The organism is Parundibacterium terreum (genome assembly GCF_014636315.1).
GTDB lineage: Bacteria > Pseudomonadota > Gammaproteobacteria > Burkholderiales > Burkholderiaceae_D > Undibacterium > Undibacterium terreum.
Map to the genome: position 1 here is coordinate 176,690 of NZ_BMED01000005.1, position 21,777 is coordinate 198,466.

16 protein-coding genes are annotated in these 21,777 nt (G+C 53.6%); 5 read left to right on the forward strand and 11 right to left on the reverse strand.

The window, feature by feature from the left end; all coding sequences use genetic code 11:
• Positions 1–292 precede the first annotated feature (292 nt).
• The 4 genes from ppsA to IEW12_RS21585 all read left to right on the forward strand — a co-directional run bounded on the left by ppsA (position 293) and on the right by IEW12_RS21585 (position 5,337).
• Positions 293–2,722 (forward strand): phosphoenolpyruvate synthase, encoded by a 2,430-nt coding sequence (ppsA, locus tag IEW12_RS21570; RefSeq protein ID WP_188568187.1) that lies wholly within the window; start codon positions 293–295, stop codon positions 2,720–2,722.
• 309 nt (positions 2,723–3,031) lie between these two features.
• Positions 3,032–3,463, forward strand: coding sequence for an NfeD family protein (locus IEW12_RS21575; RefSeq protein WP_188568188.1), 432 nt, complete (start codon positions 3,032–3,034; stop codon positions 3,461–3,463).
• A 100-nt stretch (positions 3,464–3,563) separates the two neighbouring features.
• Entirely contained in the window at positions 3,564–4,514 is a 951-nt protein-coding gene (locus tag IEW12_RS21580; RefSeq protein ID WP_188568189.1) for an SPFH domain-containing protein, read from the forward strand.
• A gap of 121 nt (positions 4,515–4,635) precedes the next feature.
• A complete protein-coding gene (locus tag IEW12_RS21585) occupies positions 4,636–5,337 on the forward strand; it encodes a DNA alkylation repair protein (protein ID WP_188568190.1) in 702 nt (233 codons plus the stop codon).
• A 184-nt stretch (positions 5,338–5,521) separates the two neighbouring features.
• Here IEW12_RS21585 and IEW12_RS21590 read toward each other — a convergent pair whose 3' ends face one another.
• Positions 5,522–7,780, reverse strand: a complete 2,259-nt coding sequence (locus tag IEW12_RS21590) for a sialidase family protein (protein ID WP_188568191.1) — start codon at positions 7,778–7,780, stop codon at positions 5,522–5,524.
• Between the two features lie 293 nt (positions 7,781–8,073).
• Entirely contained in the window at positions 8,074–9,474 is a 1,401-nt protein-coding gene (locus IEW12_RS21595; RefSeq protein WP_188568192.1) for an aminotransferase-like domain-containing protein, read from the reverse strand.
• Between the two features lie 278 nt (positions 9,475–9,752).
• Between IEW12_RS21595 and IEW12_RS21600 the strand changes: the two genes are divergently transcribed.
• Positions 9,753–9,986, forward strand: a complete 234-nt coding sequence (locus IEW12_RS21600) for a hypothetical protein (RefSeq protein ID WP_188568193.1) — start codon at positions 9,753–9,755, stop codon at positions 9,984–9,986.
• A 188-nt stretch (positions 9,987–10,174) separates the two neighbouring features.
• On the opposite strand, the gene IEW12_RS21605 is transcribed toward IEW12_RS21600, so the two are convergent.
• The 9 genes from IEW12_RS21605 to dapC form a co-directional block, all read right to left on the reverse strand.
• Positions 10,175–12,196, reverse strand: a complete 2,022-nt coding sequence (locus IEW12_RS21605; protein WP_188568194.1) for an alpha/beta hydrolase family protein — start codon at positions 12,194–12,196, stop codon at positions 10,175–10,177.
• A 225-nt stretch (positions 12,197–12,421) separates the two neighbouring features.
• Positions 12,422–13,510: a CaiB/BaiF CoA transferase family protein gene (locus IEW12_RS21610; protein WP_188568195.1), complete on the reverse strand. Its 1,089-nt coding sequence runs from the start codon at positions 13,508–13,510 to the stop codon at positions 12,422–12,424.
• A gap of 12 nt (positions 13,511–13,522) precedes the next feature.
• Entirely contained in the window at positions 13,523–15,508 is a 1,986-nt protein-coding gene (locus IEW12_RS21615) for an ATP-binding cassette domain-containing protein (protein ID WP_188568196.1), read from the reverse strand.
• 134 nt (positions 15,509–15,642) lie between these two features.
• On the reverse strand, positions 15,643–16,533 hold the full coding sequence (gene prmB / locus IEW12_RS21620; protein ID WP_188568197.1) for a 50S ribosomal protein L3 N(5)-glutamine methyltransferase: 891 nt from the start codon (positions 16,531–16,533) through the stop codon (positions 15,643–15,645).
• A 67-nt stretch (positions 16,534–16,600) separates the two neighbouring features.
• A complete protein-coding gene (gene dapE / locus IEW12_RS21625) occupies positions 16,601–17,728 on the reverse strand; it encodes a succinyl-diaminopimelate desuccinylase (RefSeq protein ID WP_188568198.1) in 1,128 nt (375 codons plus the stop codon).
• A gap of 4 nt (positions 17,729–17,732) precedes the next feature.
• On the reverse strand, positions 17,733–18,107 hold the full coding sequence (locus tag IEW12_RS21630) for an ArsC family reductase (RefSeq protein ID WP_188568199.1): 375 nt from the start codon (positions 18,105–18,107) through the stop codon (positions 17,733–17,735).
• 113 nt (positions 18,108–18,220) lie between these two features.
• A complete protein-coding gene (locus IEW12_RS21635; protein WP_188568200.1) occupies positions 18,221–19,357 on the reverse strand; it encodes a PilT/PilU family type 4a pilus ATPase in 1,137 nt (378 codons plus the stop codon).
• A gap of 151 nt (positions 19,358–19,508) precedes the next feature.
• Positions 19,509–20,336 (reverse strand): 2,3,4,5-tetrahydropyridine-2,6-dicarboxylate N-succinyltransferase, encoded by an 828-nt coding sequence (gene dapD / locus IEW12_RS21640; RefSeq protein WP_188568201.1) that lies wholly within the window; start codon positions 20,334–20,336, stop codon positions 19,509–19,511.
• Positions 20,337–20,403: 67 nt separating this feature from the next.
• Positions 20,404–21,624 carry a succinyldiaminopimelate transaminase gene (gene dapC / locus IEW12_RS21645; RefSeq protein WP_188568202.1) on the reverse strand — a complete coding sequence of 407 codons (1,221 nt, stop codon included), beginning with the start codon at positions 21,622–21,624 and terminating at the stop codon, positions 20,404–20,406.
• Between the last annotated feature and the right edge of the window lie 153 nt (positions 21,625–21,777).

Here is a 21,777-nt window from a genome sequence, read left to right on the forward strand (position 1 = left end):
AATATTGCTTTTAAGAACTAATATTGTTTAAAAAATTTTCAATATATCAACCCAGGCGATGAATAAGCTTATATATAAGTTGGTAAATGAATTGGCAAACAAGTCCGCAAATAAGCTGATAAATATTGAAACAAAAAAGACGCTAAATTCTAATGTCCCTACAGTAAATTTTGCAGCACACCATGTAAAATGGCAGCCAACAGGATTTACAGTTCTCTTGCGCCAAGAATAACAAAAAAAGAGCAATGGACGAAGCAGCACGAAAGATTTCTTACCATCAAAAGAGGTTGTTATGTCCAACGCAGTTACGACAGGAGGGGCTGACGGCAAGTACGTCGCTTCGTTCGAGCATTTACGCATGACGGATGTTGAGTCCGTCGGCGGCAAGAATGCATCCTTAGGCGAAATGATCAGCCAGCTGGCCACAGCCGGCGTTCGTGTACCGGGTGGTTTTGCTACCACGGCACAGGCATTCCGCGATTTTCTTTCCTACAGCGAAAACGGCGGCACAACACTGGCCGCACGTATTGCCAGCCGCCTGGAAACCCTGGATATCGAAGACGTCAAGGAACTGGCGAAAGCCGGCGCTGAAATACGTCAATGGATCATTGATACGCCGTTCCAGCCACGCCTGCAACAGGAAATCGACGAATTTTATAAAAAATTGGTGGCCGATTCTGTCGGTGAAGTCTCTTTTGCGGTGCGCTCGTCTGCGACAGCGGAAGACTTGCCGGATGCTTCTTTTGCCGGCCAGCAAGAAACTTTCCTGAACGTTGTCGGCATAGAAAACGTGCTGGAAGCGATGAAGCATGTGTTTGCATCGCTTTACAACGACCGTGCGATTTCCTACCGTGTACATAAGGGCTTTACCCACGCTGAAGTCGCCTTGTCTGCCGGCGTGCAGCGCATGGTACGTTCCGACCTGGGCGCGGCAGGCGTGATGTTCACGATTGATACCGAGTCCGGCTTCAAGGACGTGGTATTCATCACTTCCAGCTACGGCCTGGGTGAAACTGTCGTGCAGGGCGCGGTGAACCCGGACGAATTCTATGTGCACAAGCCAATGCTGGAACAGGGCAAGCTGCCTGTGATTCGCCGCAATATCGGCTCCAAGCTGATCAAGATGGAATTCACCGGCGAAGCCAAGGCTGGCCGGTCCGTGAAAACTGTTGACGTGCCGGTAGAACTGCGCAACCGCTATTCGCTGAATGACAATGAGATTGTCGAGCTGGCGAAATATGCGGTGATCATCGAAAACCATTACGGCCGTCCTATGGACATCGAATGGGGTAAAGATGGCCGCGACGGCAAGCTGTACATCCTGCAGGCGCGTCCTGAGACAGTGAAGTCGCAGCAAAAGGCGACCGATGCGCAACAACGTTTCAAACTGAAGGGTACTAGCAGCGTCCTGGTATCTGGCCGCGCTATCGGCCAGAAGATCGGTGCCGGCCGCGTACGCGTGATCCATGATCCTTCCGAAATGGAAAAAGTGCAGCCGGGCGACGTGCTGGTAGCCGATATGACCGACCCTAACTGGGAACCGGTAATGAAACGCGCTTCCGCTATCGTCACCAACCGGGGCGGCCGTACCTGCCACGCGGCGATTATCGCGCGCGAACTCGGTGTGCCGGCGGTAGTCGGCTGCGGTGACGCGACCGACGTGCTGAAAGACGGCACATTGGTCACAGTCTCCTGCGCTGAGGGCGACGAAGGCAAGATCTATGACGGTTTGCTGGAAACCGAAGTGACAGAAGTCGCCCGCGGCGAGTTGCCCAAACTGCCTCTGAAAATCATGCTGAACGTTGGTAACCCGCAACTGGCATTTGATTTCCAATCGGTGCCGAATGCCGGTGTGGGCCTGGCCCGTCTGGAATTCATCATCAACAATAATATCGGCGTACATCCCAAGGCTATCCTGGAATACCCGAACATTGATGCCGACCTGAAAAAAGCGGTGGAATCGGTAGCTCGCGGCCACGCATCGCCAAAGGCATTCTATGTAGACAAACTGGCGGAAGGTATCGCCACCATTGCGGCGGCATTCTGGCCTAAACCTGTCATCGTGCGTTTGTCCGACTTCAAGTCCAACGAATACAAGAAACTGATAGGCGGTTCCCGTTACGAACCGGATGAAGAAAATCCTATGCTGGGCTTCCGTGGCGCAGCGCGCTACCTGGCCAAGGATTTTGCCGAGTCTTTCGAAATGGAATGCCAGGCGATGAAACGCGTCAGGAACGATATGGGCCTGACCAACGTTGAGATCATGGTGCCTTTCGTGCGTACGCTGGGGCAGGCCGAGAAAGTGGTCAACTTGCTCGGTAAAAACGGCCTGAAGCGTGGCGAGAACGGCTTGCGCCTGATCATGATGTGCGAAGTGCCTTCCAATGCAATCCTGGCTGATCAGTTCCTGGAATTCTTTGACGGCTTCTCTATCGGCTCCAATGACCTGACCCAGTTGACACTGGGCCTGGACAGGGATTCGGGTATGGAGTTGCTGGCAGCAGACTTCGACGAGCGCGATCCAGCGGTGCGCGCCTTGTTGTCGCAGGCCATCGCATCATGCCGCAAATTGGGCAAGTATGTGGGTATCTGCGGCCAGGGCCCATCGGATCATCCGGATTTTGCAGAATGGCTGATGAAGGAAGGGATAGAGTCCATTTCCCTGAATCCTGATTCAGTGATTGATACATGGCAAAAACTGGCGGCGGTCAGCAAGTCTTGATCTTTGCGCCGGATTGATGGATAAAAATGCGGGCTGATGTTGATAGCCCGCGTTTTTTGTTGGAGCAATACAACAGGCCGGCCTTCATGATGTGAAACGGTTGAATTCCTGAAAAAACAGACTACACTGCAAGCATTGAAACAAAACAAGAAAAATATCAATACCAGTCATCTCTATTTGAAAGCCCCTGTCACTTACCGGTGATGGGGGCTTTTTGTTTTGTGCTTGGGCCAATGGAAAGAGCCAGATGAGTGTTTTAACAGAAGGAGAAAACAAGAGTGCAGCACTGTTTGATAAGAGAGGAAATCAATGAGTATCTGGATTAGCTGGATGGTGGCGGCAGGAGTGGTCGTTATTCTGGAGCTGTTCACCGGAACTTTTTATCTGTTGATGATCGCCATAGGCCTGGTGGCCGGCGGTCTGGTGGCGCTGATGGGCAGCGGCCATGAATTGCCCTATATCGTCGCTGGCATCGTCGGCGTGGCTGCGACACTGGCCCTGCACCGCAGCAAGTATGGCTGGAAAAAGAACTCGGATGCGAGCCAGGATCCGAATGTGAACATGGACATAGGCCAGAGTATCACCGTCAAGGAGTGGCAGGATAACGGCAATGGCAAATTCTCGGCGCGCGCGATGTATCGCGGTGCTTTGTGGGATGTGGAGTTGGTCGCCCCGGCAGCGGCGGCAGGCGTGTTCACTATTGTGGAAGTGCAGGGCAGCCGCCTGATGGTGAGGGCTTGAATGAAAACCCGGGCGAATAGGTGACCGCTCAAGCCCGTATCATTGCAGGCAGCAGACAGACGTCAAAGAATGACAGTAAATAATATTGAATGGAGAAGTCATGGAATATTTTGGTAGTTTTGCGCTGGTCATATTTGTTATCGCCATCGTGTTCGTTTTTAAAACGATCAACGTCGTGCCGCAACAGCATGCATGGGTTGTAGAGCGCCTCGGCAAGTATCACAGCACGCTGGGGCCGGGACTCAGCATCGTCGTGCCCTTCATCGATCGTATCGCCTACAAGCATGTACTGAAAGAGATCCCGCTGGATGTGCCGCCTCAGGTTTGCATTACTAGGGATAATACGCAGTTGCAGGTGGACGGCATACTGTATTTCCAGATCACCGATGCAATGCGCGCGTCCTACGGCTCTTCCAACTACATTGCGGCCATCACGCAACTGGCGCAGACCACCTTGCGTTCTGTGATCGGCAAGATGGAGCTGGACAAAACCTTTGAAGAGCGCGATCACATCAATACCGCGATCGTCAATGCGATTGACGAATCCGCCGCCAACTGGGGCGTCAAGGTATTGCGCTATGAGATCAAGGATCTGACTCCGCCAAAAGAAATCCTGCATGCAATGCAGGCGCAGATCACGGCAGAGCGTGAAAAACGGGCGCTGATTGCCGCATCGGAAGGCCGCAAGCAGGAGCAGATCAATATCGCTACCGGCGAACGCGAGGCGTCAATCGCAAAATCCGAAGGCGAAAAGCAAGCCTCCATCAATCGCGCACAAGGCCAGGCCGCAGCCATCCTGGCTATCGCACAAGCCAGCTCGGAAGCGCTGCGCGTTACCGCAGCGGCGATTCGCGAACCCGGCGGCTCCGATGCGATGAACCTGAAAGTGGCAGAGCAATACGTGGCAGCCTTCTCGCAATTGGCCAAGACCAATAACTCTGTCATCGTGCCGGCCAACTTGGGTGATATGAGCAGCCTGATTGCGAGTGCCCTGCAAGTCATGAAGTCGCAGAAAACCGATATCGTGAAGCCGGCGTCTTTGGGTAAATAAAGCTCATCGGTAGAAGAGTACAGTAGCCGCATCCATCCCTGGCGAACGGCCTTGCCGTTCGCCATTTTTCACTTATTTTCACTTATGATGGCAGTCTGATTCCTTGTTTCCGTATACCGATATGAGTACCTCTGCGATTTGCAATGCGATACAGCTTGCGCTTGAACCCTGGGCAGATCCCGCCAGGGCACAGGGCATGGCCGCCTATATGAAAGGACATTTTTCCTATATGGGTATCGCCACACCGCAAAGGCGGGCAGCGGTGGCGGCTGTGATGCGCGAATTGAAGTCGGCGTCAGCGAAAGAGCTGCTGGCCATTGCCGATGCCCTGTGGCGCCTGCCGCACAGGGAATACCAGTATGTCGCTATAGATATCCTTTCCAAATATAGCCGCAGCCTGGGCAGTAAGGACGTTCCTCACTTGCTGACTCTGGCACAAAAGAAATCCTGGTGGGACAGCGTGGATGGCTTGTCCGGCGCGATAAGGGATATCTTGCAGTGTGAACTGCCAAGCAACGGCAAAGTCCAGGTGATCATGGACGAGGCGCTGGAGCATTCGGACTTGTGGGTAAGGCGTATCGCAATGATCCACCAGCTAGGCTGGCGTGACGATACCAATACTGAAAGGCTATTCCGCTATGCGAAGCAGCTCGCGCATGAGCAGGAATTTTTTATACGCAAGGCGATAGGCTGGGCTTTACGTGATTATGCGTGGCATGATGCGGGGATGGTTGCCGGCTTTCTGGAGGAGAACAAAGCGCAATTGTCGGCGCTGACTTACCGGGAAGCAGGGAAGCATCTGGAGCGTTTGCAGACTGGCTAAGCCCACGCTTGTACATCTCGTCGCCCGCCATTATCCGGTCTTAGAAATTTCTCGGCACTCTTCAAATTTCCCCTGCTCCCCTCCGTCTGCCGATTGATGATCTTGGCGTGGAGGGAAGCAGAGCAGCGTAACGGCATAACCATATGGCGACATATCAGCCTATGGTTTTCAGAACCAGAGGCAACTAATTCGCAATAACCTGGCTGGAAAAAAGCCAGATGCCATTGGCATACGCGGCTTTGGGCAGATGGTTCGTGATGCTGGGTTGTACTTTCCAGGTAATGCCATCCGCACTGGTCGCAAAGTCGAGCAGGCCGCTGGCGATGAACTGGCCACCGCCATAACTGACGTTGAACAGCGAAGAACCCGGCAGGAGCTGGATGGATCGTGCAGTCCAATTGGCGCCGTCAGGGCTGGTGTAGATATTTCCGTAAGAGTTCGCGACGAAGACCCCGTTGCCGAAAGAGATATCCCAGGCGATATTAAGCTTAGGCGTGGTCTGGCTATTAGTTACCCAATTGACGCCGTCGGTGCTGTTCATAATCCAGCTCAAGGAGGTGGCAGCGTCGCTGCCCACCGTGACGAAGCGGCCGTTGCCGAAGGCGATAGCGTAGATATCTTTGGTGGGGTCATCAAAGGCCTTGTTCCAGCTTATGCCGTCAGTACTCGTCAATATCTTTGTTCCGTGCGTGAATATGCTGACGCGTGTGAAAGCGACATATTTGCCTTGCGCGTACACCATGCCTGCCGGACTTTGTAGCAGGGTATTGTCGTGACGGGTCCAGGCCAGGCCATCCGGGCTGCTAAAGGTGGCCAGGTTGCCTATTGCGGTGTAGTGCTGGTCGGCATACACGATAGCGCTGATATTATCGGCGCCAGGAACCATGCTGGCTGTCCAGCGCAAGCCGTCGGTGCTGACAGCTATTTTGTTGGGGGCCACTTGGAAGAAATGCTCGTTTGCTGAAAATGTAGTGCCGCCTTCAGGCAGTAGGGGAGTTGCCAGCGTCCAGTTGAGAGTATCCGTGCTACTGACGATGCTGGATCCATTGTCCACAGTGCGGTTAACGGCAATAAAGCGTCCGCCCAAATTTTGCAGGCCCGTAGATCCTAGCGTATTGGATACATCATAACCGGCAAGGGTCCAGTGAGTGCCATCCGTGCTGCTGGCCAGTGTGCGATCTACAGCGGAAAAACCGACGAATTTGCCGTTGGCATAGATCACATTATCCGGAGTGATGTTGGGTTGTGAAGCCGTCGCGGTCCATGTCTTGCCATCCGCACTGGTCAGGATACTGGCAGGGCCGAGGGCGACATATTGATTGCCGGCATACAAAATGGGACCGTGAGTATCACTAAACTGCTGGGGGGCTTCATTCCAGTGAACTGCATCGTCGCTCCACAAAATGTGGTAGTCGGATGCTGCTCCCTGGAGGGCATTGATATTTGCGCGGACAGCAAAGAATTTTCCGTTTGCATAGGTCAAATTTTGGATCTGGAGCACGTTGGCAATCGTTGTGCTGTCCCAATCCACTCCATTTCTACTGGAGAAAATTTGGCGGCTGTTCGCCGTCACAAATTTGCCGCCGGCAAAAAAATCCGGATAGACGCGATAACCGGTCTGATCGATGAGCAAGTCATGCTGGTTCCAGTGCTGACCGTCATTGCTGGTGAACAGGACATCTTTGTCTATCGTGGCGCCGCAGGCCGTTCCCCTTTGCCCATATACGAGGTAAGTGCCATTGCCATACAAGGGCTTGCTCAGCTTGTAGCAAGTGCCGGTGCTTTGCGCGGTCCATGCCAGACCGTCGGGGCTGGTGGCAAAAGCACCGTTTTCTCCTACCGCAAGAAACTGGGTGCCTGAGAAAATCACGTCCTGGAATCCGGATGTGAAAATATAGTTTTGTAATGCCCAGTTCACGCCGTCCGTACTCGTATAGAAGCCTTGGTCGACTGCGGAGACATAGCGCCCATTACCATAGGCAACTGCGCTAAGCAATTTGGAAACCTGGGGCGCGAACGCCAGTTTGATCTCTGATGGGGCCAAGGTAACATTGACAGCCTGGCTCGGCTGGCTGGACGCTCCGTCCTTGCTGGCGACTACGATCAGGGAATACGTCGTCCCATTCAGCAGGCCGGTAATGTTGAGCGGCGAGACTGCATTTGCAATGGATCGTCCTTGCGGTAGCTGGGCGGCATTCGCGGGCGTGACAGAGGGATCGGCTGCAAGATAGACGGTGTACGACATGCCGGGGCTGGTATCCCAGCGCAGGTTGATCTGCTTTGCCGCAGGCGTGCCGTTCAGGCCTGTGGGTGCTGCAATACCCGCATCACTGGTGTTGCCACCTCCACTGCCGCCACAAGCGCTTAGCATCACTGTCCCGAGCAACAAGGCGATCTGCATCCATGAAAATGCGCGTAAACTGATTCTGGAGATAAATCTCATGATAAAGATGGTCTGGATAAAATGAATGGCCGCCAAGGGCTGACTCTGGGGACTCTTAAACCGGATACACAATCGCGCAACTGAGCCAATAGCATGTCTGCTTATCTGCACTGTCACTGAATGGTAACATAGTGACAATGTTTTGTTATGAAGTCAATAAATTAACTGGGTGAAACTCCACTCGCGAAGCTCACTACTATAAATAAACTCTGGGGCAGCAAACCAATGTGCGGCCGCATTGAGAGAACTCCCGGCGGAAGCACAGTGTTTCCTGCACAGTGTTTCCTGGGCAGTTAAACCACAGCAGCGCTAAACGACTCGGGTCGCCGCGCAAGCAGATGAGACAGCCTTTGAAGACCTGCCTGTAAGCGCCCACGGTCCCTGATGCTACCCAAAGAGATCCGAATTGCATTCACGGATCCGCTGCCAGTGGCGAATGCCTCCGCCGGTGTGACTGCTATGCCTTCGCTGTCGGCTGCACGTGCAAGCTGTGAGGGGTTCCAATACGCCGGCAACTCAATCCATACATGCAAGCCGTCTCCGGCGCCGCTGTACCGCCCCGCCAAAATATCGCTAGCCATCCGGTGGCGCAGGCGCGCTTCTTTGCGTACGCCTTCCATCAATCCGTCAGCCGAGCCGTCGAGTATCCACTGAGTGGCCAGTGCGGCCGTCAGAGGAGTGACCATCAGCGCAAATGATCTTAGCGCGACCAGGAAACGTTCGCGCTCGTGCGGATCGCGTATTAACACGAAGGCGACACGCAAGCCGGGCGTCAGGCATTTCGACAGGGTTGAGATGTAGCACACCTGTTCTGGGGCAAACGTGGCAATAGGTGGCGGCGGGGCATCGGCCAGGAGCCAGTAGGGATCGTCCTCGACGATGCGTACATTGCAGCGCTTCGCGATGCTGGCGAGCTCCTTGCGCCGGCGTTCCGGCATGGTGATGGCGGTTGGGTTCTGCAATGTCGGATTGAGGTAGACCAGCCCAGGCTTGTGCTGGCGGCATGCGTCCTCCAGCATCTCAGGCATCATCCCGTGCTTGTCCGCTTCCACCGCAATGATGTGCCGGCCGAATTGGATCGCTGCGGCACGCAAGCCGGGATAAGTCGTTGGCTCTGCCAGGATAACATCGCCAGGCTCCGTCAACGCAAGGATCAATGCCGCGATAGCCGCTTGCGCACCCGGACAGACAACAAGCTGTCGAGAATCCAGATTTCCAAGCATCGGTGCCAGCCATTTGGCCCCAGCCTTACGATCGGAGTCGCTTCCTCCACCCAAGTGGTAAGTCATCAGCAATTCACTATCTGCCCTCATCAGTACTTGAGACAAACCTTGTTTCAACATGTCGTCGAAGTCCACGTCATCCGGCGGTGGCGGGGTATTCATGCTCAGGTCGAGGATGGCGGTCAATTCGACTTTCGGCGCCGCGACATAGGTGCCTCGAGCGCCGCGCCCCTCCAACAGGTTGCGGCGCCTGGCTTCGTCGTATGCGCGTGTGATCGTCGTCAGGTCGACGTCCAGCTGTGCTGCCAACTGGCGCTGCGGTGGTAGGCGGTCACCCGGTTTCAGCGATCCGTCTACCACCGCCGCCTGCAACGCATCCGCAATCTGCAAAAAACGTGGCCCGCCTTGCGCGGCCAATCGAGGTAACCATATTGGCAAATTTTTATCTTGTATGGTTTTCAACTGGGACATTTTGTCTCAATGTATGGAAATTGTTTTCAAGTAGTATGTCTTAGAACCTGCAGCAATACCATCTTTGCATGGCAGTTGCTGAGGTTTTTTCCTCTCTCATCTGGATTCGGTAAATCACCCCGCTGGATGCCTTTGTTATGTCACAGGTGGATGTAAAGAAAGATTCAAGCAGGATGCCTGGGGGAATGGTTGGAACAAAAAATGAAGCTGCTGAAGCAGCGTTTTGAGGTAGTGCTCCTCACGATAAATAGTCAAGTAATAGCCTGGAAATACTCAAAATGATGGATTGGATCCCTATAGTCTTAGTTACATTCAAGGCTCTCGTGCTCGGCATAGGCATGTTTTTCGCCATCAAGTGGCATTACGATCAGGGGAATAGGCTGAAGGATAAGCTCGCGGTGCTACGCGCCGGCGGTAAGGTGGCCATCGTCTTCGTGCTAGCGCTGCTGGTCCTGGGGCTGGTCACCTTCGCCCTTGGCAGGAAGCTCGGTTTGGATTTGACCTTCCCATGACGGCAAAGAATAGCCGGCCGATTCCAGTGATGCCACAACAATTCCCCGATGCGGCTATTGGGCAGCGTAGGCAGGCGGGCCAGATCAAGCCTCAGCTACTACAGCTAATATGAATCGATTTCGTCAGGGACGATTTCTTTGACCCAAATACTGCCGAATTTCGAAAAATTATGGTTTGAGCACCGCGCCTACAGTTTATTCTTACTCGTAAATGATTTGTTTTCGTCTTTTTCTATCGTTACTATTTCGGATGGTAGATAGATCGGTTTCGGCTTTTTACCATTTTGTTCCAAACATTGGTCTAGAAATCCTTCGAGCGCTAAATAAAACGGCCGTTGCGCTTGCCCCTGTGAGACAAAGTGGGAGCCTTCGGGAAAAACCAAGAAACTTATGGGCATTTTTTCTTCTGTGGCTCTGTTCACAAACGCCTTAATATCATCTATTGAGGCCGATCTATCCTTCGCACCGTGGAGCAGCAACAGTTTAGCTGTAAGGTTTTTCGTGCGAGAGATTGGCGATCGCTGAGCCATCCGGCTTCTAACGTCTTCTGAATCCGGGTTGCCGATTTGTGAATATAAATCATAGGCAAGTGCTTTATTGTTCGCCACATTAAATCGTACAAACGACTCCAGATCTGCAGTAGCTGAATAGGCTACTGCACATTTAAACCCCTGGCGTACATCTGTAGCCGCCATTAACGTGAGGTAAACGCCATGGCTACCACCAATGACGGCCACTCTTTGCCTATCGAAGTTACCTGAAGAGAGGACATGCTTTGTAACGTCTTCAACGTCGTCCAGCATCCTCCCTCCCCATTCCCCGTCCGACAGATGCTCGAATACTTTTCCAAAGCCTCTTGAGCCCCGATAATTAATATTAAGGACTGCATAGCCTTTATTGGCAAGAAGAGCGTTTTCCCTTTGAAATCCAATGCTGTCCCTGGCTTTCGGTCCACCGTGTAAATTCACTACCAGTGGGCAGCGATGCTTAGAATTACAACCAGTCTTACTCGGAAACGTCAGATATGAAAGTATTTCGACGTTATCGGCTGTTTTGTAAACAAACGGCCGCATACTCGACGGATTTGAAAACTGAGCATTACCCTCGTTCAGCTGCTGGATTGGCTTAATCTCATTGAGATTAGTATCGTACAGGTAGTATTTCTTAAAGTTACTTTCATTCGAAAAAGTCGCCAGCCAGATGCGATCATCCTTGGATCGTGAAATGGCACTCAAGTAGCCCGGCAATTCAGAAAGCTTATCGATAAAGGGAGCGATTCCCGATGTCAGAGAAATCCACTCCGGACTTTGAAAGTCTGTTTTCACCGCATCGGGGACGTGCGTTGTCGGTGAAATCATCGCATCACGTATGTCGGCTCGATTTGACCTCAATATAGTGATATCACCACTACCTAGATCCACTTCAAACAACGCAAGCGAATCGGTACTATCTCCACCTAAGAATGCCGCCTTATATTTTCTATCGCCACCCTGATAAATTGAAATGAGCTCACATTTTTCTGGTGATTTACTGGAAGTCAGAGTTGCCAGCCTCGTCTGCCTCTTATCTTGATTAACAAAAAACCACGCCAATTGTCCTTCCTCCATTTTTTGCCCAATATATCCAGGCATATGGTGAGGCAATACAGCCACTGGCCGAATACCGTCAATAGCGTCGACGGTAACGAAGATACTATTCTCTTGGTCCCAGACTCGATATCGTTTTCCATCCGTGCTGTCTATCAAAGCAATTTGGGGAAATCTATATTGATTGGCCCAGGAAACGCTTATGTACGACGGCTTAAGATTTTCCTCTAATAGCACAGCGCTTGCACGTTGCAAGTCAGCTTTTAGCAGCACCGGTGTCCGGCGATTCATATCTGTCGCAAATATAAACAGATCGTCTTTCTGCGGATCGAAGAAGAAAACATTCGGAACATAATTTGCCTCTAGCGCTAATTCCTTTTGTTCCTGCGATTGGCTGGAATTATCGATAATGGAGAGTGCTGTCTTACTATCGTGCAGACGGAGACTGACTATGTATTTTCCAGATGGGCTTAGCTGAGAACCAAAGTACGTTGGAGCTTTAAAGATCTCGTCAAGTGATATGACGGGCGCATTTTCTGCCGTTGCTGCTGACGATGCCGCTGCGCTTGAAATACCGAGAATGGCGGCAATGATTCCAATAAGTGTACTTTTACGAACTAACACTAGGCATCCTTCGTGAAAATTTAAGCTGGAGATTTTTTTGAAGTTCAAAAAGAAAAAAACCGCAAAGCCTTGTAGATACTAGCTTTGCGGGGTTTTTCATTTTACGGCAGTAGTGATGGTCACTACTAAATTCTGGCGGGCCTCCCGTGAGTCGAATACGGTACCATCGGATTATGAGTCCGTTGTTCTGAAGCCGTGCGGGAAGGTGCAAAGCTGTCGCCGTAACTAGCTGGAAAATTTAACGCTGGTCCCAGTCGCCCAGTACTCACCCTCGGTTTCATGCAAGGCTTTCAATGCCATTTTGCGTGCCTGGAATAAAGGGTGTTCCAATGCTTCTTCGGTGCGCAGTATCGGGGTGACGCAGCAGTCGGCTGCGGCAAATTTTTCGGTCCAATAAGCCATGCCATGTTCGGCAAAGATGGCGTCCAGTTCTGCCTTTAATGCCATCGCGTCCTGGCCGCCCACGCGCTGGCCGTAAGCCCAGTGCCGGGGTTTGAAGTCTGGCCTTTGCAGCACATCGCAGCAGGCTTCCCAGAACTTGGGTTCCAATGCGCCTACTGCCATGAAGCGGCCGTCGCTGGTACGGTAGACGTTGTAGCAGGCTGCGCCGCCGGTCAGCAGGTCTTTGCCTGGCGCGGCAGTCTTGCCGAAGTTATTGACGGCGACCAGGGGCATGATGTTGTGGGCGAAGACCGCATCGGTCATGGAGACATCGACAAAGCGGCCGTGGCCGCTGGTCTTTGCGCCGATGATGGCGGCGAGTATGCCTTGCACAGCGGCTTGTGCACCGCCCAGCAGATCGCCGACCTGCAGGTTGGGCAGTGCGGGCACGCCGTCCGGGCCGACGTTCTGGTCTAGCATGCCGGCATAGCCTATGTAGTTGATGTCATGTCCAGCCAGCAGCGCAAAGGGGCCGTCCTTGCCATAGCCGGAGATTGCGCACATGACGAGCCTGGGATTGCGCTGCTTTAAAACTTCCCAGCCTACGCCCAGCTTGTCCATCACGCCGGGGCGAAAACTTTCGACGACAACATCGGCCGTATCGACCATCTGCAGAAACTGCTCGCGGTTGGCTGCGTCTTTCAAATCCAGGCACAGGAATTCTTTGCCCCGGTTCACCGCGACAAAAAACTGCGATACCGACTTGCGCACATAACCCATGCTGCGCGCATAGTCGCCTATGCCTTTGTCTTCTATCTTGATGACTTCAGCACCCATGTCCGCCAGGTGCATGGTGGCGACCGGGCCTGGCAGCAAACGGGTCAGATCGAGAACTCGGATTCCTTGCAGGGGCAGATCGGTCGCTGATGTCATTGAGTGAGTGTATTAGGCGATGAGTTCCAAATATTCCTGCTGTTGCAACCAGTCTGCCTCTGTCTGCTCCAGTTCTTTCAGCAGATAGGCCTGGTCTACCAGCAGGGCCTTGAGTTTTTCTTTGTTCGCGTCGTCATAGATGGTCTGGTCTGCCAGTTTGCCGTCTATCTCCTGCTTGCGCAGGTTCAGCTTGGCCATCTGGTCTTCCAGCTTCTTGATCAGGTTTTCTATCGGCTTTCTTTGTGCAGACAGGCGCTGCCTTTCTTCTGCAGATTGACGGCGTTTTTCCTTGTCATCGGCTTTGTCGGCGACGGCAATCGGCTTGGCCTGCGGCAGCGCTTCTGCTTTTTTCTTTGCAGGCAGTTCCGGGGCTGCCGCTTTGGCCAGCTTGTTCTTGAACAGCCAGTCACGGTAATCATCCAGATCGCCGTCAAAAGGCTGCAGCTTGCCGTCGGCAACGATGATGAACTGGTCGGTCGTGGCGCGCAGCAAATGACGATCATGGGATACCACCACCAGCGTGCCTTCAAACTGCGCCAGCGCTTCGGTCAGCGCTTCACGGGTTTCCAGATCCAGATGGTTGGTCGGTTCATCAAGCAGCAGCAGGTTGGGGCGCTGCCAGACGATCATCGCCAATGCCAGGCGTGCCTTTTCGCCGCCGGAGAAGGGCGCTATCGGGCTGGTGACCATGGTGCCGGGGAAATTGAATCCACCCAGGAAGTTGCGCAGTTCCTGTTCGCGCACATTCGGCGCTATATGCGCCAGATGCCACAAAGGCGATTCATCGTGACGTAGCATTTCTACCTGGTGCTGGGCGAAGTAACCTATGGACAGGCCCTTGCCGGTATGCATGTCGCCCGCCAGCGGTGCAATCTCGCAGGCGATGGTCTTGATCAGCGTGGATTTACCGGCGCCGTTCACACCCAGCAGGCCGATGCGCTGTCCGGTTTGCAAGGAAAACTTGATGCCGGAAACGATTTTCTTTTCCGTAAAGCTGTGATCGGTCTGCGACTCCATGCGGTAGCCTGCATCCACATCTTCCATCACCAGCAAAGGATTCGGCGCGCTGAGCGGCTCGCGGAATTCAAAAGAAAATTCAGCTTGAGCGCGCAACGGCGCCAGCTCTTCCATCTTGGCGAGGGCCTTGACCCGGCTCTGCGCCTGTTTAGCCTTGCTGGCCTTGGCCTTGAAGCGCTCAATAAAGGATTGCAGATGGGCACGCTTGCGGTTTTGCTTTTCTATCGTACCCTGGGCCAGGATCAATTGCGCAATGCGCTGGCGCTCAAACGCGGAATAGTTGCCCGAATAGCGCTTCAGTTTTCTTTCATCGATATGCACGACGACATTGACGACTTCATCCAGGAAATCGCGGTCATGCGAGATGATGATCAGCGTGCCTTCATAGCGCTTGAGCCAGTCTTCCAGCCAGATGATCGCATCCAGATCCAAGTGATTGGTCGGTTCATCGAGCAATAGCAGGTCGGACTTGCACATCAGCGCTTGCGCCAGATTCAGGCGCATACGCCAGCCGCCGGAGAAGTTGGCGACCGATTGTTCCATCTGATCCAGGCTGAAGCCCAGTCCCAGCAGCAATTGCTCGCCGCGCGAACGCACCGTGTACGCGTCGGCATCTGCCAGCGCGCCGTAGATTTCTCCTATGGCCAGGCCGTTTTCCGGGGTCTCGGGCTGTGCCTCCAGCTCTGCCAGTTGTGCTTCTAGTTTGCGCAATGTGACGTCGCCGTCTATCGCGTAATCAATGGCCGAGCGTTCCAGCGGCGGGGTTTCCTGCGCTACGTGCGCAAGCTGCCATTTGGCGGGGAACTCTATGCTGCCCTGGTCGGGATGCAGTTCGCCGCGCAGCATTGCGAACAGACTGGATTTGCCGGCGCCATTGGAGCCGATCAGGCCTATCTTGTCGCCGGGGTTAAGCGTGACATCCACACTGTCAAAGAGTGGTTTGGTGCCACGGGCCAGAACGACTTGGAGAAAACGTATCATTGAATTACTTTAAGAGAGGTGGGCAAAAGCCCATCTTGCGCGAGCTTGATCGTGCTTTTAAAAAATACTGGTTTTGAATCAGCGTAAAGAAAAACGGGTATTCCGGTTTGCTACTGTGTTGCCGCTTTTTGAGCTTATTGCAACTGGCTGGCATTCAGCAAAAAGACCATGTCGTCGCCGGCGCTGGTGGATAGCCAGGTCAGATCCAGGTCTGCAAAGGCCTGCTCTGCAAAAGCGCGTTCATTACCTATTTCCACCATCAGGATGCCGTTCGGCGTCAGGCGCTTGCCGGCGCCTTCAACTATCTTGCGCACCAGATCCATACCGTCATTACCGCCGGCCAATGCGATTTGCGGCTCGTGCAGGTATTCCTGCGGCAGTTTTGCCATGGAGCCGGAATTCACATACGGCGGATTGGTGATGATCAGGTCATACTTCTTGTCAGGCACATTGGCATACAGGTCGGACTGTATCAGCGTTACGCGGTCTTGCAGTTCATACTCGTCCACATTGCGGCGCGCGACTGCCAGCGCATCGGCGGAAATGTCGACTGCGTCCACTTGTGCATTGGAGAATGCATCAGCCAGCATGATGGGCAGGCAGCCCGAGCCGGTGCACAGTTCCAGGATATTTTCTACAGCTTCAGCATCATCCACCCATGGTGAAAAACGCTCGGGGATGAGTTCTGCAATAAAGGAGCGCGGCACGATTACGCGCTCATCCACGTAAAAACGGTAAGTGCCCAACCAGGCTTCATTAGTGATATATGAGGCCGGCACGCGTTCCACCGCGCGGCGCTCTATGACTGCCAGGACAGCCTCTATCTCTTCCGGCAACAGCTTTGCATCAAGGAAGGGATCTATCTTGTCCAGCGGCAGCTTTAAAGTGTGCAGCAGCAGATAGGCAGCTTCATCCAGTGCGTCGGCACTGCCATGGCCAAAGAACAGCTTGGCAGTATTAAAGCGGGTGACTGCATAGCGCAGTAAATCTCGCAAGGTGGAAAAGGGCAGGGATGAATGTGTCATTTGTTGCGTTCTTCAGTGTGTTATCTGCTGGTGGTTCTGGCATGTATCTGGTCAGTCCGCGGGCTAATCAGCCCAGCAGATTTTCCAGCGTGCGGCGATAGATATTCTTCAAAGGATCGATGTAACGTACCTCCACATGCTCATCGATTTTATGGATGCTGGCATTCGGAGGCCCAAATTCTACTACCTGCGGGCATATCTTGGCGATGAAACGGCCATCCGAGGTGCCTCCTGTCGTCGATAACTCGGTTTCCACGCCGGTTTCCGCTTTGATCGCAGCAGACAGCGCATCGCTGAGCTCGCCTTTCGGGGTCAGGAATGGATGGCCGCCGACGGTCCATTTCAGGTCGTATTCCAGCCCATGCTTGTCCAGGATCGCATGCACGCGCTGTTGCAAGCCTTCTGCAGTGCTGGCGGTGGAAAAACGGAAATTGAAATCGATCACGACTTCGCCAGGGATGACATTGGACGCGCCAGTGCCGCCGTGGATATTCGACATTTGCCACGAGGTCGGCAGGTAATAATCATTGCCCTGGTCCCATACTTCGGCAACCAGTTCGGCCATTGCCGGTGCTGCCATATGGATGGGATTCTTTGCCAGTTGCGGGTAGGCGATATGTCCTTGCACGCCCTTGACAGTCAGTTTGCCCGACATGGTGCCACGCCTGCCGTTCTTGATCGTATCTCCCAGTTCGTCCACCGAGGTCGGCTCGCCGACGATGCAGTAGTCCAGTTGTTCGCCGCGTTCTTTCAGCTTGTTGCAAACCACGACCGTGCCATCTGTTGCCGGGCCTTCCTCGTCGCTGGTAATCAGGAAACCGATAGAGCCCTTGTGGTCAGGGTGGGCAGCGATGAATTCTTCCGTCGCTACCACCATTGCTGCGATCGAGGTTTTCATGTCAGCCGCGCCGCGTCCATACAGCTTGCCTTCGCGGTGGGTGGGCACGAACGGGGCGGACTGCCATTGGGCTACCGGGCCGGTAGGCACCACATCGGTATGGCCGGCAAAGACGACCAGGGGCTGTGCAGTGCCGCGGCGTGCCCACAAATTGGTTACATCGCCGGACTGTATGGTCTCGCAGTGAAAACCCATCGGGGCCAGCAAGGAAATCAGGGTTTGCTGACAGCCCTTGTCTTCAGGGGTGACCGAATCCAGTGCGATTAATTGTTCGGTCAGCGCAAGTGTTTTGCTCATGAAATTACTTAAAAAGTTGTTCGTACTGTTGCGCCGAAAAACCGACGTCGACCTGCTTCGCCTTGGCTGATTTCGTATCCGCCTGCTGCAGCACCGGCCGCTTGATGATGGACGGGGAGGTCAGCATCAGCGCGATGGCAGCATCCGTGTCTGCTGCCGAGGCCTTTTGCTCATCGCTGAGTGCGCGCCAGGTGGTTCCCTTGCGGTTGATCAGTACATCCAGGCTGACGTGCTTGAGCCAGTCTTCTACCGTGCTGCGTTCCAGCCCGTTTTTCTTGAAGTCATGAAATACAAAATCGACGCCCTTGTCCTGTAGCCAGGTGCGGGCTTTCTTGACGGTGTCGCAGTTAGGAATGCCATATAAAACGATACTTTGCATGTTCTCTTTATTTCTCTTGTCTATTTCTCTCCGAACAGGCTGCTGCAAGTCGGCTACAACTCAGCTATAACTCGGCTTGAACCCGGCACCCCGGCGCCGGGCTCGCTGCCTTTTTACATGTTCAGCGTAAACTCGGTGAACGATGCCTCATCCTTCTTTTCCGGTTCAGGCTCTGCCTGTACCGGTGCCTGAGCCGCTTCATTATTCAGCAGCCACATCAGGTTGTTGGCTGAATCCGCGTTGGCGAGGCCTTCTTCCTGGCTGATCAATCCATCCTTGATCAACTGCATCAGCGCGCGCTCAAAGGTTTGCGAGCCGGGGGACAAGCTTTTCTCGATCGCTTCCTTGATCGCAAAGATGTCGCCCTGTTCAATCAATTCAGCCACATAACGAGTATTCAGCATGATCTCCACTGCAGGGCAGCGGCCGCCATCCATCGAACGTATCAGGCGCTGCGAGATGATCGCACGTATCGATGAAGACAGATCCAGCAGCAATGCAGTGCGGCTTTCCATAGGGAAGAAGCTGATGATACGGTTCAGTGCCTGGTAACTATTATTCGCATGCAGCGTTGCCAGCACCAGGTGGCCCGATTGCGCGTAGGCGATCGCCGCCAGCATGGTTTCCAGGTCGCGGATCTCGCCGATCAGGATGCAGTCCGGGGCCTGGCGCAAAGAGTTTTTCAGAGCGGTTTTAAGGCTTTCCGAGTCAGTGCCGATTTCACGCTGGTTGACGATGGATTTTTTGCTCTTGAAGAGATATTCGATCGGATCTTCCAGCGTCAGGATATGGCCGGTCCTGACTTCATTCCTGTGGTCCAGCATCGATGCAATCGTAGTCGATTTGCCGGAGCCGGTTGCACCTACGACCAGGATCAGTCCGCGCTTTTCCATGATCAGCTCAGGCAACACCGGCGGCAAATGCAGCGTTTCGATAGCCGGGATATGGCCTGGAACGAAACGCAGCACCGCAGAAATACTGCCGCGCTGCTTGAAGGCGGAAAGGCGGAAGCGGCCTATGCCCGGTGCGCCTATACCAATATTCAGTTCACTCTCTTTTTCCAGCACCTGCATATGCTCAGGTGACACTACCTCGTTGAGCAGGGACAGGATATTGGCCTGATCCATTTTCTGCTGGTTGATAGGCAGCAAATTACCGTTGATCTTGAGATGAATCGGTGAGTTCATCGCGAAGAACATATCGGATGCGTGCTTTTCCTTCATCAACTGGAATAAACGTTCCATTGCCATAATCGTGTCCTAGCTTGTTGTCGTGCTATTGATCAGAAAATAAGATGAAGAAAACGGGGCGGCGGGTCTGGCCATCATGCCCATCGGTTTGTAAAACTGGGGGCAGATGGCCGGCCTGTCTGCGTGCTAACTTGTGTGCTTACTTGCGTTCTTACTCGCCGCGCAGCAATTCGTTGATGCTGGTTTTGGAGCGGGTTTGCGCATCCACTTTCTTGACGATGACTGCGCAATACAGGCTGTATTTGCCATCCGCGGAAGGCAGGTTACCGGATACGACCACGGAACCCGCAGGGATGCGGCCATAGCTCACTTCGCCAGTTGCACGGTCGTAGATCTTGGTCGATTGGCCTATATACACACCCATGGAGATGACCGAGTTCTCTTCCACGATAACGCCTTCCACCACTTCGGAACGGGCGCCGATGAAGCAGTTGTCTTCAATGATGGTAGGGTTGGCCTGCATAGGCTCCAATACGCCGCCTATGCCTACGCCGCCGGACAAGTGCACGTTTTTACCGATCTGTGCGCAAGAGCCGACCGTGGCCCAGGTATCGACCATCGTGCCTTCATCGACATAGGCGCCGATGTTGACATAGGAAGGCATCAGCACCACGTTTTTGCCGATAAAGCTGCCGCGGCGCGCCACTGCAGGCGGTACCACGCGGAAGCCGCCCTTGGCGAAATCGTCAGCGGTATAGTTGGCGAACTTGGTAGGAACCTTGTCGTAGAACTGCATGTCGGCGCCGGCAGGCATTGCGATATTGTCTTCCAGGCGGAAGGACAGCAAAACTGCCTTCTTGATCCATTGATTGACTTGCCATGCGCCATCCAGCTTTTGCGCTACGCGCAGGCTGCCTTTGTCCAGTTCTTGCAGTACGTGAGCAACTGCTTCACGGATTTCTGCAGGCGCGGATTTAGGAGAAAAACTGGTGCGGTCTTCCCAGGCTTGGTCGATGATTTGCTGTAATTGTTGAGTCATGTCTACGTTTCAGATGTTGGCGTTGATTGAATTGCTGATGATGTAAATTTTAATTTCGGTTTGCGTCTTAGGCGGATGCCAGCTTTTTGGTAAAAGCGGCAATACGCGTGGCGGCTTCCATGCATTCTTCGACTTCGGCCACCAGGGCCATGCGGATGCGGTTTTGTCCGGGGTTGATGCCGTGTGCATCGCGCGCCAGATAACTGCCTGGCAATACCGTCACATTATATTCTTGGTAGAGGCGCTTGGCGTACTCGGTGTCTGAAATCGATACCAGTTTATCGACCTTGGCCCACAGGTAAAAACCGGCGTCCGGCAGGCCGACATCCAGCACTTCTTGCAATACCGGCGTTACCTGAGCAAATTTCTTGATATATTTATCACGGTTTTCTTGCACATGGACTTCATCATCCCAGGCAACAACGGAGGCCGATTGTATGGTTGGGCTCATCGCGCTGCCGTGATAGGTGCGGTACAGCAGGAATTTTTTGATGATTTCTGCATCGCCGGCTACAAAGCCGGAGCGCATGCCCGGCACATTGGAGCGCTTGGACAGGCTGGATAGCGTAATCAGGCGAGGGTAGGAATCGCGGCCCAGGGCCCGGGCTGCCTGCAAGCTGCCTAACGGTGCTTCAGCCTTGAAATAAATTTCCGAATAGCACTCATCGGCGGCAATGACGAAACCGTAGCGATCCGACAACTCGAACAATTCTTTCCAGTCTTCCAGCGTCAGCACCGCACCGGTAGGATTGCCGGGCGAGCAGATATACAGCAATTGCACCCTGGACCAGACATCGGCCGGGATGCTTTTGTAATCCGGGGAAAAATTGCGCGCAGGATCGGCGTTTGCAAAATACGGTTCGGCGCCGGCCAGATAGGCCGCGCCTTCATAAATCTGGTAGAACGGATTAGGGCAAATAACCAATGGCAAGCCATTCGGTGCTGCTGCCGGGGTGATGACTGTTTGTGCCAGCGCAAACAATGCCTCGCGGGAACCGTTGACCGGCAGGATCTGGGTCGCCGGATCAAGTGCGGGTATGGCGTAGCGCCGGGCCAGCCATTGTGAAATGGATGCGCGCAAGGCTTCCGAGCCCATTGTGGAGGGGTAGCTTGCCAGTCCGTCCAGGTGCGCAGTCAATGCCTGCTTGATCAGGGCTGGAGTGGGATGCTTGGGTTCGCCTATGCCCAGGCTGATCGCCTTGAATTCCGGATTGGGCTTAACGTCAGCAAACAACTGCTTCAATTTTTCAAACGGATAAGGTTGCAGCTTGTTCAGAAAAGGATTCACGGGAGTCACATTAAGTAGGGATACGCTGAATAAAGCAAATAAAATGCGGCAAAACCCTCTTTTCGCGGAGTTGGGCTAGCCATTTGCAAGCTGTATTATAGCCTTTGGATAAGCGTTGCTTCACGGAATACTCGCTTTGATAGCTTATTCAAA